The sequence below is a fragment of the Streptomyces sp. NPDC000983 genome (genome assembly GCF_040299205.1).
GTDB lineage: Bacteria > Actinomycetota > Actinomycetes > Streptomycetales > Streptomycetaceae > Streptomyces.
Window position 1 is genome coordinate 19,776 of the sequence record NZ_JBEPBM010000003.1, and the last position, 13,039, is coordinate 32,814.

Annotated in this window: 11 protein-coding genes; 4 read left to right on the forward strand and 7 right to left on the reverse strand. The window is 70.4% G+C overall.

Annotation, left to right across the window (positions count from 1 at the left end; genetic code table 11):
• The first annotated feature begins 182 nt into the window (after nt 1–182).
• The 3 genes from pta to pyk all read left to right on the forward strand — a co-directional run bounded on the left by pta (nt 183) and on the right by pyk (nt 4,988).
• Nucleotides 183–2,273: a phosphate acetyltransferase gene (gene pta / locus ABT296_RS04090; RefSeq protein WP_351922954.1), complete on the forward strand. Its 2,091-nt coding sequence runs from the start codon at nt 183–185 to the stop codon at nt 2,271–2,273.
• A complete protein-coding gene (locus tag ABT296_RS04095) occupies nt 2,270–3,484 on the forward strand; it encodes an acetate kinase (RefSeq protein WP_351922956.1) in 1,215 nt (404 codons plus the stop codon). Before pta ends, ABT296_RS04095 begins: the two co-directional genes overlap by 4 nt.
• A 73-nt stretch (nt 3,485–3,557) precedes the next feature.
• Complete coding sequence (pyk, locus tag ABT296_RS04100; RefSeq protein WP_351922958.1) at nt 3,558–4,988, forward strand: pyruvate kinase; 1,431 nt, start codon at nt 3,558–3,560, stop codon at nt 4,986–4,988.
• Nucleotides 4,989–5,088: 100 nt separating this feature from the next.
• Here the strand turns inward: pyk and ABT296_RS04105 are convergent, their stop codons facing one another.
• The 4 genes from ABT296_RS04105 to ABT296_RS04120 form a co-directional block, all read right to left on the reverse strand.
• Nucleotides 5,089–6,390 (reverse strand): hypothetical protein, encoded by a 1,302-nt coding sequence (locus tag ABT296_RS04105; RefSeq protein ID WP_351922960.1) that lies wholly within the window; start codon nt 6,388–6,390, stop codon nt 5,089–5,091.
• Nucleotides 6,380–6,979, reverse strand: a complete 600-nt coding sequence (locus ABT296_RS04110; protein ID WP_351922963.1) for a DUF6114 domain-containing protein — start codon at nt 6,977–6,979, stop codon at nt 6,380–6,382. The genes ABT296_RS04105 and ABT296_RS04110 overlap by 11 nt, the downstream gene beginning before the upstream one ends.
• A 131-nt stretch (nt 6,980–7,110) precedes the next feature.
• Nucleotides 7,111–7,749, reverse strand: a complete 639-nt coding sequence (locus ABT296_RS04115; protein ID WP_351922965.1) for a DUF6230 family protein — start codon at nt 7,747–7,749, stop codon at nt 7,111–7,113.
• A gap of 660 nt (nt 7,750–8,409) precedes the next feature.
• Nucleotides 8,410–9,390 (reverse strand): tetratricopeptide repeat protein, encoded by a 981-nt coding sequence (locus ABT296_RS04120; protein ID WP_351922967.1) that lies wholly within the window; start codon nt 9,388–9,390, stop codon nt 8,410–8,412.
• A 240-nt stretch (nt 9,391–9,630) separates the two neighbouring features.
• On the opposite strand from ABT296_RS04120, the gene ABT296_RS04125 reads away from it, so the two are divergent.
• The gene (locus ABT296_RS04125) at nt 9,631–10,254 is read left to right on the forward strand and encodes a TetR/AcrR family transcriptional regulator (protein ID WP_351922969.1); all 624 of its coding nucleotides are present in this window, start codon (nt 9,631–9,633) and stop codon (nt 10,252–10,254) included.
• Nucleotides 10,255–10,296: 42 nt separating this feature from the next.
• Here the strand turns inward: ABT296_RS04125 and icmA are convergent, their stop codons facing one another.
• From icmA to ABT296_RS04140, 3 genes are all read right to left on the reverse strand, one after another.
• Nucleotides 10,297–11,997, reverse strand: a complete 1,701-nt coding sequence (icmA, locus tag ABT296_RS04130; RefSeq protein ID WP_351922971.1) for a coenzyme B12-dependent isobutyryl-CoA mutase large subunit — start codon at nt 11,995–11,997, stop codon at nt 10,297–10,299.
• Nucleotides 11,998–12,140: 143 nt separating this feature from the next.
• Nucleotides 12,141–12,479, reverse strand: coding sequence for a DUF3817 domain-containing protein (locus ABT296_RS04135; protein ID WP_351922973.1), 339 nt, complete (start codon nt 12,477–12,479; stop codon nt 12,141–12,143).
• A 43-nt stretch (nt 12,480–12,522) separates the two neighbouring features.
• Nucleotides 12,523–13,032 (reverse strand): MarR family winged helix-turn-helix transcriptional regulator, encoded by a 510-nt coding sequence (locus tag ABT296_RS04140; RefSeq protein WP_351922976.1) that lies wholly within the window; start codon nt 13,030–13,032, stop codon nt 12,523–12,525.
• Nucleotides 13,033–13,039: the final 7 nt, after the last annotated feature.

The following is a 13,039-nucleotide window of genomic DNA, read 5'->3' on the forward strand; positions in this document are numbered from 1 at the left end:
TGAGCCGTTCTCAGTGTTTCATGCCGCCGAGGGCGATGTCGCTTCCGCCCGGTACGCCCCCGTACGCCCCCTCCGGGCTTCTCTTCTGACGGGCGCCTTATATACCGGCAGAGGTACTGTCAAGAGGGTTCTGCTCACCTCGGTGGGCGATTTTTATGACGTCGACGGAGGGGAGAGCACGCGTGACCCGCAGCGTGTACGTGACGGGGATCGACCGGGGGGACGGCCGGCAGGTCGTGGAGCTGGGGGTCATGGAACTGCTGACCCGCCAGATCGACCGGGTCGGCGTCTTCCGTCCCCTCGTCCACGACGGTCCCGACCGGCTCTTCGATCTGCTGCGCGCCCGCTACCGGCTGACGCAGGACCCGGCCACGGTGTACGGCCTGGACTACCACGAGGCGTCCGCGCTCCAGGCCGAGCGGGGCACCGACGAACTGGTCTCCACCCTGCTGGACCGCTTCCACCTGGTCGCCCGGGACTACGACGTCGTCCTCGTCCTCGGCACCGACTACGCCGACACCCAGTTCCCCGAGGAGCTGTCCCTCAACGCCCGGCTCGCCAACGAGTTCGGGGCCTCCGTCATCCCCGTGGTCGGCGGCCGCAAGCAGACCGCGGAGTCGGTGCTCGCCGAGACCCGCAACGCCTTCCGCGCCTACGACGGCCTGGGCTGCGACGTCCTCGCCATGGTGACCAACCGGGTCGCCCGGGACGACCGCGACGAGATCGCCGAGCGGCTGGTCAACCGGCTGCCCGTCCCCTGCTACGTGCTGCCCGACGAGCCCGCCCTGTCCGCGCCGACGGTCTCGCAGATCGCCCACGCGCTCGGCGCGAAGGTGGTCCTCGGCGACGACTCGGGGCTCGCCCGGGACGCGCTGGACTTCGTCTTCGGCGGCGCGATGCTGCCCAACTTCCTGCACGCGCTGACCCCGGGGTGCCTCGTCGTCACCCCCGGCGACCGCGCCGACCTGGTCGTCGGCTCGCTCGCGGCGCACAGCGCGGGCACCCCGCCGATCGCCGGTGTGCTGCTGACCCTGGGCGAGGTGCCGAGCGACGAGGTCCTCACCCTGGCCGGCCGCCTGGCCCCCGGCACCCCGGTGCTCTCGGTCTCCGGCAACAGCTTCCCGACCGCGGAGCAGCTCTTCTCGCTGGAGGGGAAGCTCAACGCGGCGACCCCGCGCAAGGCGGAGACCGCGCTCGGCCTGTTCGAGCGGTACGCCGACACCGGCGATCTGCTGAAGCGGGTGAGCGCGCCGAGCAGCGACCGGGTCACGCCGATGATGTTCGAGCACAAGCTGCTGGAGCAGGCCCGCTCCGAGCTGCGCCGGGTGGTGCTGCCCGAGGGCACCGAGCCGCGGGTGCTGCACGCGGCGGAGGTGCTGCTGCGGCGCGGGGTGTGCGAGCTGACGCTGCTGGGCCCGGTGGACCAGATCCGCAAGAAGGCCGCCGACCTCGGTATCGACCTGGGCGGCTCGCAGCTGATCGACCCGGCCGCCAGCGAGCTGCGGGACGACTTCGCCGCGAAGTACGCCGCCCTGCGCGCCCACAAGGGCGTGACGGTGGAGCTGGCCTACGACGTGGTCTCGGACGTGAACTACTTCGGCACGCTGATGGTCCAGGAGGGCCTCGCCGACGGCATGGTCTCGGGTTCGGTGCACTCCACCGCCGCCACCATCCGCCCGGCCTTCGAGATCATCAAGACCAGGCCGGACGCCGGCATCGTCTCGTCGGTCTTCTTCATGTGCCTCGCCGACCGGGTCCTGGTCTACGGCGACTGCGCGGTCAACCCCGATCCGAACGCCGAGCAGCTCGCGGACATCGCCATCCAGTCCGCCGCCACCGCCGCCCAGTTCGGGGTGGAGCCGCGGATCGCGATGCTGTCGTACTCCACCGGCACGTCCGGTTCGGGCGCCGACGTCGACAAGGTGCGCGAGGCGACCGGGCTGGTGCGGGGGCGCAGGCCCGATCTGCGGATCGAGGGCCCGATCCAGTACGACGCCGCCGTGGAGCCGACGGTGGCCGCGACCAAGCTGCCGGAGTCCGAGGTGGCGGGGCAGGCGTCGGTGCTGATCTTCCCCGACCTCAACACCGGCAACAACACCTACAAGGCCGTGCAGCGTTCGGCCGGCGCGATCGCCGTCGGACCGGTGCTCCAGGGTCTGCGCAAGCCCGTCAACGACCTCTCGCGTGGCGCGCTGGTGCAGGACATCGTCAACACCGTCGCCATCACGGCGATCCAGGCCCAGTCCCCGATCGAGAAGGCGTCCCAGCAGTGAGCCCGTCCCGTGTCCTCGTCCTGAACTCCGGCTCCTCGTCGGTGAAGTACCAGCTGCTCGACATGAGCGACGGCAGCCGGCTCGCGATGGGCCTCGTCGAGCGGATCGGCGAGGAGACCTCCCGCCTCAAGCACACCCCGGCGGGCGGGAGTTCGCGGGAGCGGACCGGCCCGATCGCCGACCACGAGGCCGCGCTGAAGGCGGTGGCCGAGGAGCTGTCCGAGGACGGTCTCGGGCTCGACTCCCCGGAACTGGCCGCGATCGGGCACCGGGTGGTGCACGGCGGGCAGCAGTTCACCGAGCCGACCGTGATCGACGACGCCGTGCTCGCCGAGATCGAGCGGCTGATCCCGGTCGCCCCGCTGCACAACCCGGCGAACCTGACCGGCATCCGCACCGCGCGGGCGCTGCGGCCGGACCTGCCGCAGATCGCGGTCTTCGACACCGCGTTCCACACGACGATGCCGGAGGCGGCGGCGCGCTACGCGATCGACGTCCGCACGGCCGACGAGCACCGCATCCGCCGCTACGGCTTCCACGGCACCTCGCACGCCTACGTGTCGCGGGAGACCGCGAAGCTGCTGGGGCGGTCGCCCCGGGAGGTGAACGTGATCGTGCTGCACCTGGGCAACGGCGCCTCCGCGTCGGCGGTGCGGGGCGGGCGGTGCGTGGAGACGTCCATGGGGCTGACGCCCTTGGAGGGGCTGGTGATGGGTACCCGGTCCGGAGACATGGACCCGGCCGTCATCTTCCATTTGATGCGAGTTGGGGGAATGTCCGCCGACGAGATCGACACTCTGCTCAACAAGAAGAGCGGGCTGATCGGTCTGTGCGGTGACAACGACATGCGGGAGATCCGCCGCCGGATCGACGAGGGCGACAAAGAGGCGCAACTCGCCTTCGACATCTACATTCACCGCCTGAAGAAGTACATCGGCGCCTATTACGCGGTGCTGGGACGGGTGGACGCGGTCGCCTTCACAGCGGGAGTCGGGGAGAACGCGAGTCCGGTGCGGGAGGCTGCCGTGGCCGGTCTGGAGGGACTCGGGCTGGCGGTGGACGGCGAGCTGAACGCCGTACGCGGTGACGAGCCGCGGCTGATCTCGCCCGAGGGGTCGCGGGTGGCCGTGGCCGTGGTGCCGACCGACGAGGAACTGGAGATTGCGACACAGACGTACGCGCTCGTAAATGGTTCGGGGAATCTCACCTGAGCGGCATCCCGCCCTTTTGTATTTTCCGCCAGACGGAATATTCCGCAGCGAAACAAACCGATAGGATCGCCCCATGCGCCGTTCGAAAATCGTCTGTACTCTCGGCCCCGCGGTCGACTCCCAAGAACAGCTCGTGTCGCTGATCGAGGCCGGCATGAACGTGGCCCGCTTCAACTTCAGCCACGGCTCCCACGCCGAGCACCAGGGGCGGTACGACCGCGTCCGGGCCGCCTCGGAGCAGACCGGCCGGGCCATCGGTGTCCTCGCCGACCTCCAGGGACCGAAGATCCGCCTGGAGACCTTCGCCGAGGGACCGGTGGAGCTGGAGCGCGGTGACGAGTTCGTCATCACGACCGAGGACGTCCCGGGTGACAAGCACATCTGCGGAACGACCTACAAGGGCCTGCCGGGCGACGTCTCGCGCGGCGACCAGATCCTGATCAACGACGGCAACGTCGAGCTGAAGGTCCTGGACGTCGAGGGCCCCCGGGTGAAGACGATCGTCATCGAGGGCGGTGTCGTCTCCGACCACAAGGGCATCAACCTGCCCGGCGCGGCCGTGAACGTGCCGGCGCTGTCCGAGAAGGACGTCGAGGACCTCCGGTTCGCGCTGCGCATGGGCTGCGACATGGTCGCGCTGTCCTTCGTGCGGGACGCCGAGGACGTCCAGGACGTGCACAAGGTCATGGACGAGGTCGGCCGCCGCGTCCCGGTCATCGCCAAGGTGGAGAAGCCGCAGGCGGTGGCGAACATGGAGGACGTCGTGATGGCGTTCGACGGTGTGATGGTCGCCCGTGGCGACCTGGCCGTCGAGTACCCCCTCGAAAAGGTCCCCATGGTGCAGAAGCGGCTCATCGAGCTGTGCCGCCGCAACGCCAAGCCGGTGATCGTGGCGACCCAGATGATGGAGTCGATGATCACCAACTCCCGGCCGACCCGCGCCGAGGCCTCCGACGTCGCCAACGCCATCCTGGACGGCGCCGACGCGGTCATGCTGTCGGCCGAGTCCAGCGTGGGCGCGTACCCGATCGAGACCGTCAAGACGATGTCGAAGATCGTCCAGGCGGCCGAGCAGGAGCTGCTCTCCAAGGGCCTGCAGCCGCTCGTCCCGGGCAAGAAGCCGCGTACGCAGGGCGGTTCGGTCGCCCGTGCGGCCTGCGAGATCGCCGACTTCCTCGGCGGCAAGGGCCTGATCGCCTTCACCAAGTCCGGTGACACCGCGCGCCGGCTGTGCCGCTACCGCGTCGCCCAGCCGATCCTGGCCTTCACCACCGACGAGGCCACCCGCAACCAGCTCACCCTGAGCTGGGGCGTGGAGTCGCACGTCGTGCCGTTCGTGAACAGCACCGACGAGATGGTCGACCTGGTCGACGGCGAAGTGGTCAAGCTGAACCGCTTCAACGACGGCGACATCGTCATCATCACCGCCGGTTCGCCCCCCGGCGTGCCCGGCACCACCAACATGGTGCGCGTCCACCACATCGGTGGCGGCGGCATCAACTGACGCCCCTGCAAAGGGACTTGATACGGCGCTGAGGGCGCCCCCTGGACCAGGGGGCGCCCTCAGGCGTTGTGCGGCTCCCGAACGGGCCTGTGCCGACCGCTCAGTCGGTGGTGAACTGGTGCAGTCCGGGGACGTGCAGCGTGCCGCCGAACTGGCCGGCCTGGACGACCTCCACCTTGGTGAAGTAGATCAGCGGGATGTTCAGCGGCGGAGGGTTCTCCGGGCTGAAGGTCACCGGGATCAGCCCCAGCAGGTTGCCGGAGATGGACTCGGTGTACATCACGGTGTCGCCGTCGCGGATGGTCGAGGTCGAGCCCTCGGCCGCCTGGACGTGGTACGTCTTGCCCGACTGCGGGTCCTTCACCGTCTGGTGCAGGTCGCCGATGTCGGTGCCGTCGGAGATGACGTACTTCAGGACTTCCTTGACGTCCCCGCCGGCCGTCCGCACCTTGACGATGCCCTGGTAGTCGGCGCCCTTGAGCAGCAGCGAGCTGGCGTTCAGGTACCACGGGTCGTCGGGCAGCGGGACGGTGTTGTCGACGCCGCCCTTGTCGTCCGTGGCGACCGGGCAGTCCTCGGGGTCGGTGGTGGCGCTCTCCGACGGCGAGGGGGACGCCGTGGCGGTGGCCTCCGCTGCGGCTTCCTCCGCCGCCTCGGCTGCGTCCTCGGCCTCGTCCGCCACCGTGTCGGTGGTGTCCTTCGCCGCGTCCTCGACGGTGTCGGCGGCCTCGTCCGCGGCCTCGTCGGCCGGCTCGGGGGCGGTCTCCTCCTCGGTGGCGCTCGGCGACGCGGACGCCGACGGGGTGGCCGACGGCGACGGGCTCGCGCTCGCCGTGTCGTCCTGGCCGCCGGTGAAGATGTCCTCGATGGCGCTGCCGATGTCCTCCAGCAGGTTGCCGTCCGACGCGGAGGCCGACGGCGAGGGGGTCGCCGTGGCGGTCTCCCCGCTGCCGGACTGGGGCTCGGTCGTCCCGGTCTCGGACGGGGTCGGCGCGGGCTCGGCCCCTTCGTCGGAACCTGAATCCGGCGAGGGGGTGTCGTCCGTGCCGGCCGACGGGGTCGGGGTCGGCTCCGCCGTGTCGTCCTCGGCGGGCGACTCGCTGGTGCTCGGGCTCGCGGACGGCGTCGGGGACGCGGACTCGCCCTCGATGGCGGCCACGCAGTCCTTGTACTCGTCCGCCGTCAGGCTCTGAGCGGCGGGCTGGTCCTCGGCGTTGGCGAGGGTCGGCGTGAAGCCCATCCCCATCAGCACCGCGGTCGGCATCGCCGCCAGGGCTATCGCCTTGCCGGCGGGCACGTGGAATCTGGTGAACAGCGGCTTCTTGGGTGCCGCGTGTCGCGGCCCGGTTCTCGCACGGGACGTATCCACGTCAGTCCCGTGGGTCACCTCGTCAGCCGGCACTGTGCCTCCCGTTCGCCCCGTTCGCCGGGCTCGTTCCTGACAGATCGTTCGGCTCTTCCACCGTGACCGGCTCGTCCGGCAGCGAGCCCTCGGAAGGCTCGTCCCGCTCGTGCGTGACCGTCCGGGGAGCATCGCCCCCGGTGTCCTTGTCCAGGGCGTGCGCGGCCGGCTGCGGCTGCGCGGGCGGGCCCGGCGCCCAGGACACGGCCATCGCGCCGCCCACCAGGGCGAGCAGGAAGCCGATCAGGAAGCCGCCGAGGTTGGACACGGGGATGGACACCAGCGCCAGCAGGATCGCCGCCACACCCGCGAAGGTGCGGACGTGCTTCTGGAACCAGAGGCTGACGCCGAGGACCACGAGCAGGACTCCGATGATCAGCGACCCGGCGCCCGCGGTGGTGGCCATCGCCAGCGTCAGATGACCGATCTGGAGGTTCGCGTACGGGAAGTAGGCGATGGGGAGTCCGCCGAGCATGACGAACAGTCCGGCCCAGAACGGCCTCTCGCCCCGCCAGGCGCGGAAGTTGCGCCTGAAGACCCGGAGGTAGTGCTCGTCATGGCCGGGTACGGCAGGAGTCTCGGCGCTCATGGAAAACAGCTCCCTGCTGCGGCGTTGCTGTGGTGGTGAGTTGTGGTGCTGGGGGTGCGGGCGCCCCTCGGGGCGCCCGGAGTTGTGCACGGGCGGGGGTGCCACCGGCGCCCCCGCCCGTCAGCGAGTGCTTAGTAGCACTCCTTGACACCCGTCGACAGCGACATCTTCAGACCGCTGAGCTTGAAGGTTCCGGCGGTGGTCGCCCACGCCGTCTGCTTCACGTCCTTCAGCACGACCGAGTCGGCCTGCTGAGCGAACCCGAACGGGTTGGCCTGCTCGCCGCCGCCCTTCAGACCCGGACCCTTGCTGGCGTCCTTGGCGGCCACACCGATGTCGATGCCCTTGAACGTCGCGTCGGCCGACAGCTCGGCGACGTCGATGTACAGGTTCTCGGCCTCGACCGGCTTGTTCGGGTCCTCGCCCGCCCGCAGGATCAGGCTGACGCTGCCGAGCAGCGGGATGTCAGGGGTGACAACCGACTGGCACAGGCTGTTGATGGTCGCGGACTTGAAGGCCGAGACCGCGACGGGGTGAACCGTCTTCTTGCCGCTCATCGTGTAGCCCTCGTCGAGGGCGCCGTACTGGGCGAAGCCCGTACCGTCGAGCTGCTTCGTCGTCACCTTGAACGACTGGCCCGACACGCTGAACGACGCGGCCAGAGCGCCCTGCGCGAGGGCGACACCTATCGCAGCCGTGGCGGCCACGCTGGGCACCATGACGACCGCGAACCGCTTCCATCTGGTCCCGCCACGCACCTGGGACTCCATATTTCCTCCTTCTCGGACGTACATCTCCTGACCCTGACTGCCTGTCGAACTCGACGGCTCAGCCGGGCAGGGATTGGGAGAAGTGCTACGTCCTCGGTAAGGAGAGCGCCCGTTTCGACAGCGCGGAACCGCGCTCGAAAAACCGGCGATCACCCCCGAGCGACAACCACTGGTCGCGCCTGACACGCATCACGCACAACCTTGCTGGACAGGCTTCGCCGGGTGGGCGAAGACCCCCCTGTCCAAGAGCGGGCGCCACTGCCGCCCGCTCTGCCCGGTGGGGACCCTGGGTCCCGCCGCCCCGACCGGCTGTCGGGTAGTACGGGAATGGACCGAGCGTCGCCGATCGTGGTGCATTCTCGCCGCCCGCACAAGGGGGTTCGTTACTCGCTAGTAACGGCCGGATAACCGAACAACGACCCGGCGGTCTCGGGCAGGCACGCAGGGTGGTCCCGGTCGGTCTGACATATACCGATTCACCGGACACAAACCGACAGAACAACGGCCTGGACTTACTGGAAGTAACAGCGGCCGCGCTTACCAAGATTTGGTAAAGCGCGGCCGCTTTGAGTCTCTGTCGGCAGTTCTTTCACTCGGGCAACACGGGCCCGGACGTTTAACGACTGGTCAGAACGGGGCCGCCGCCCCGGTCACGCAGGGTCAGAACAGGGCGCGCGCCAGGGCCCGGCGCGCCGTCGCCACCCTCGGGTCGTCGGCCCCGACGACCTCGAACAGCTCGACCAGCCGCAGCCGTACGGCCTCGCGGTCGTCGCCGGCGGTGCGCCGCACCGTGTCGATGAGCCGCCCGAAGGCGTCCTCCACATGCCCGCCCACCAGGTCCAGGTCGGCCGCGGCGATCTGGGCGGCCGAGTCCGCGGGGCGCTCGGCGGCGTCCTTGCGCACCTGCTGCGGGTCGGCGCCCTGCACCCGCTGGAGCAGTTCGGCCTGCGCCAGTCCGAGTTTGGCCTCGGTGTTGCCGGGGTCCTCGCTCAGCACGTTCCGGTAGGCCTGCACCGCCCCGCCCAGGTCCCCCGCGTCCAGGGCGCGCACGGCGGCCTCCAGGAGCGCGTCGTAGGGGCCCTGAGGAAGGTCGGCGGGCGTCCGTTCGCCGGCCGCGCCGGGCTCGGCCTCGGGGTCGACGTCCAGGCCGGTGAGCCCGAACCGCTGCTCGGCCACGGTCACCAGCTGGTCCAGGGTCTGCCGGATCTGCGCCTCCCCGGCGGCGCCCTGGAACAGCGGGAGCGCCTGGCCGGCGACGACCGCGAAGACGGCCGGGATGCCCTGCACGCCGAACTGCTGCATCAGCATCTGGTTGGCATCGACGTCGATCTTGGCAAGGACGAAGCGGCCGTTGTACTCGACGGCGAGCCGCTCCAGGACCGGGCTCAGCTGCTTGCAGGGCTGGCACCACTCGGCCCAGAAGTCGATGACGACGGGCACCTCGGTGGACCGCTGGAGGACGTCGAGTTCGAACCCGGCCTCGTCTACGTCGATGACGAGGTCGGCGGGCGAGACGGCTCCTCCCCCGCCCTGCCGCGCGGACTCGGCGCGTGCCTGCTCCGCCTTGGCCTTGGCCTCCTGGGCCGCCTTCACCGCGGCGAGGTCGACGACCCCGCTCATGGACATGTTCCGTGGCTGCATGCGTCTATCCTCCCCCGTTCTCGCGCGCGAGTGAAAAGCGATGAGAAAGCCGGTCGTGCTTCTCTGTTGCTGGACTGCCGTCCGACTGCCGCCGGACCGTTCTCGACGCCGGGTCCCCACCCCACGCCAGTGGTTTCGCTACGAGTCGTAGCGTAATGGTCCCGGGCGCCCGGGCGGCACCCCGCACCCGTGATCTCCCTCACGGCGTCAAGTCCCGGGAGCGGTGGTTATGGTCTGGGGATGCAGAGCAGCACTCCCGCCCCACGCGCCTCGGGGCGCCCCCGCAGCGCGGCGGCCGACGCCGCGATCCTCGCGGCGACGCGGGAGGCGCTGGTGGAGCTGGGCTGGTCGAAGCTGACGCTGTCGGACGTGGCGACCCGGGCGGGGGTCGCGAAGACCACGCTGTACCGCCGCTGGGCCGGCAAGAACGAACTCGTGGTGGACGCGGTCGCCGAGCTCTTCGACGAACTCCGGCTGCCCGACCGGGGCACGCTGGGCGCCGACATCGAGGGCGTGGTGCTGCAGTTCGCGGCCATCCTGGCCCGGCCGGAGGCGAAGAGCGGCCTGATGGCGGTGGTGGCGGAGTCGACCCGGGACGAGGCGCTGCGCGAGCGCATCCGCTGCTCGATCGTGGACCGGCAGAAGCGCCTGGTGCTGGAGGGCAGGTCGCGGGCGCAGGCGCGTGGGGAACTGCCGCCGGAGACGGACCCCTCGGAGGCGGCCCGCACGGTGGACCTGATCTTCGACGTGGTCGCGGGCGCGGTGGTGCACCGCTGTCTGGTGAGCGCGGAGCCGGCGGACGAGGAGTGGGTGCGCGGCTTCACCCGGGTGCTGGTGGCGGGGCTCGCGGCGACGGCGGGGTGAACCCGTCGCCGCCACGAGGCCCGCAGGCCAGAAGCCGGGGGGTCAGAAGCCGGGCGGCTCCGTGTAGACGCCCCACTCGTCGCGCAGCACTCCGCAGATCTCGCCCAGCGTCGCCTCGGCCCGTACGGCGTCCAGCATCGGCCCGATCATGTTGGAGCCGTCCCGGGCGGCGGCGAGCATCGCGTCCAGCGCGGTGCGCACCGCGGCGTCGTCCCGGACCGACCTGCGGCCGCCGAGCGCCCGGACCTGCTCCCGCTCCACCTCGTGGCTGACCCGGAGGATCTCCAGGTCGCCGGTGACGGAACCGGTGTGGACGTTGACGCCGACCACCCGCTTCTCGCCCTTCTCCAGGGACTGCTGGTAGCGGAAGGCGGACTCGGCGATCTCGCCGGTGAACCAGCCGTCCTCGATGCCGCGCAGGATGCCGGAGGTGATCGGGCCGATGGGGTGGCGGCCGTCGGGGTGGGCCCGCAGTCCGCGCTCCTTGATCCGGTCGAAGATCTTCTCCGCGTCCGCCTCGATGCGGTCGGTGAGCTGCTCGACGTACCAGGAACCGCCCAGCGGGTCGGCCACGTTGGCGACGCCGGTCTCCTCCATGAGCACCTGCTGGGTGCGCAGGGCGATCTCCGCGGCCTGCTCGGAGGGCAGGGCGAGGGTCTCGTCCAGGGCGTTGGTGTGCAGCGAGTTGGTGCCGCCGAGCACCGCGGCGAGCGCCTCGACGGCCGTGCGCACGACGTTGTTGTACGGCTGCTGGGCGGTCAGGGAGACGCCCGCGGTCTGGGTGTGGAAGCGCAGCCACTGCGCCTTGTCCGACTGCGCGCCGTAGACGTCCCGCATCCAGCGGGCCCAGATCCGGCGCGCCGCGCGGAACTTGGCGATCTCCTCGAAGAAGTCGAGGTGCGCGTCGAAGAAGAAGGACAGGCCGGGCGCGAAGACGTCGACGTCCAGGCCGCGGGAGAGGCCCAGTTCGACGTAGCCGAAGCCGTCGGCGAGGGTGTACGCCAGCTCCTGCGCGGCCGTCGATCCGGCCTCGCGGATGTGGTAGCCGGAGACCGAGAGCGGCTTGTAGGCGGGGATGCCGGCCGCGCAGTACTCCATGAGGTCGCCGATGAGGCGCAGGTGCGGCTCGGGCTGGAAGAGCCACTCCTTCTGGGCGATGTACTCCTTGAAGATGTCCGTCTGGAGGGTGCCGTTGAGGACGGAGGGGTCCACGCCCTGGCGCTCCGCGGCCACCAGGTACATGCAGAAGACGGGGACCGCCGGGCCGCTGATCGTCATCGACGTGGTGACGTCGCCGAGCGGGATGTCCTTGAAGAGGACCTCCATGTCGGCGGCCGAGTCGATCGCCACCCCGCAGTGGCCGACCTCGCCGAGCGAGCGCGGGTCGTCGGAGTCGCGGCCCATGAGGGTCGGCATGTCGAAGGCGACCGACAGGCCCCCGCCGCCGTTGGCGAGGATCATCTTGTAGCGCTCGTTGGTCTGCTCGGCGTTGCCGAACCCGGCGAACTGCCGGATGGTCCAGGTCCGCCCCCGGTAGCCGGTGGGGTACAGCCCGCGGGTGAAGGGGTACTCGCCCGGCCAGCCGATCCGCTCGAAGCCCTCGTAGGTGTCCCCGGGCCGTGGGCCGTACATCGGCTCGACGGGGTCCCCGGAGAGCGTGGTGAAGTCAGCGTCGCGCTTGCGTGCGGCGTCGTACCGGGCCTGCCAGCGTCGGCGGCCCTCCTCGATGGCGTCAGCGTCCATGCCTCCCAAAGTACTAGGACGTCCTAGTAAATGTCGACGGCTGACGGCGGCGGGTCGGGGCGTTCCAGTGGTTCTCCAGTGACGGCCGCCGGACACCCGTGGGGGTCCGGCGGCGCGTTCGGCCGGGCGGCGGCGGGGAGGGACTACGCCTTGGCGACGGCCGGCGTGCCCTCGGCGACCTGCGCGTCCAGCTCCTTGCTGATCTTCCGCTCCACGAAGAACGCGGCGGTGGGCACGGTCCCGGCCAGGAGCACCCACAGCTGCTTGGCCACCGGCCACTTCGCCTTGGAGCCCAGGTCGAAGGCGAAGACCAGGTAGACGACGTAGAGCCAGCCGTGCGCGATGGACACGGCGCGGGTCGCGTCCTCGGCGCCGTCCACGTCCAGCACGTACTTGCCGGTCATGCAGAAGCACAGCAGCACCAGCAGGACACCGGTGACGTAGGCCATGACGCGGTAGCGGGTCAGCACGCTCTTTTTCATGCGGACGAGCGTAACGGCACGTTCCGGTCGATCTTTCCCCGGGTCACTGCTCGTCGAAGTCGTGCGCGGCGACCCGGAGGGGCCGCAGCAGCGCGAAGATCTCCCCGCACTCCTCGGCGTCGTACACCCCGAGCCCGAAGTCCATCGCCATCAGGTCGCGGGTGGCCGCCTCGACCACCTCGCGCCCCTTGGCGGTGATGGAGGCGAGCGTGCCGCGCCCGTCGTTGGGGTTGGGGCGCTTGTCGACCAGCCCCGACCTGACCAGCCGGTCGACGGTGTTGGTGACCGACGTGGGGTGCACCATCAGCCGCTCGCCGATCTTGGACATCGGCAGTTCGCCGGCCTTGGAGAAGTTGAGCAGCACCAGCGCCTCGTAGCGCGCGAAGGTCAGCCCGTACGGCTTGACGACCGAGTCGACCTCCCCGAGCAGGATCTGCTGGGCCCGCATGATCGAGGTGATCGCGGCCATGGACGGCACGTTTCCCCAGCGCTGCTTCCAGAGTTCGTCGGCGCGGGCGATGGGGTCGAAGGGAAGACTGAGCGGCTTCGGCACGGCACCA

Coding starts and splice junctions, on each gene's coding strand:
- ABT296_RS04125 (WP_351922969.1), top strand. CDS start 9,631: ATGCAGAGCAGCACTCCCGCCCCACGCGCCTCGGGGCGCCCCCGCAGC.
- ABT296_RS04135 (WP_351922973.1), bottom strand. CDS start 12,479: ATGAAAAAGAGCGTGCTGACCCGCTACCGCGTCATGGCCTACGTCACC.
- icmA (WP_351922971.1), bottom strand. CDS start 11,997: ATGGACGCTGACGCCATCGAGGAGGGCCGCCGACGCTGGCAGGCCCGG.
- ABT296_RS04120 (WP_351922967.1), bottom strand. CDS start 9,390: ATGCAGCCACGGAACATGTCCATGAGCGGGGTCGTCGACCTCGCCGCG.
- pyk (WP_351922958.1), top strand. CDS start 3,558: ATGCGCCGTTCGAAAATCGTCTGTACTCTCGGCCCCGCGGTCGACTCC.
- ABT296_RS04110 (WP_351922963.1), bottom strand. CDS start 6,979: ATGAGCGCCGAGACTCCTGCCGTACCCGGCCATGACGAGCACTACCTC.
- ABT296_RS04115 (WP_351922965.1), bottom strand. CDS start 7,749: ATGGAGTCCCAGGTGCGTGGCGGGACCAGATGGAAGCGGTTCGCGGTC.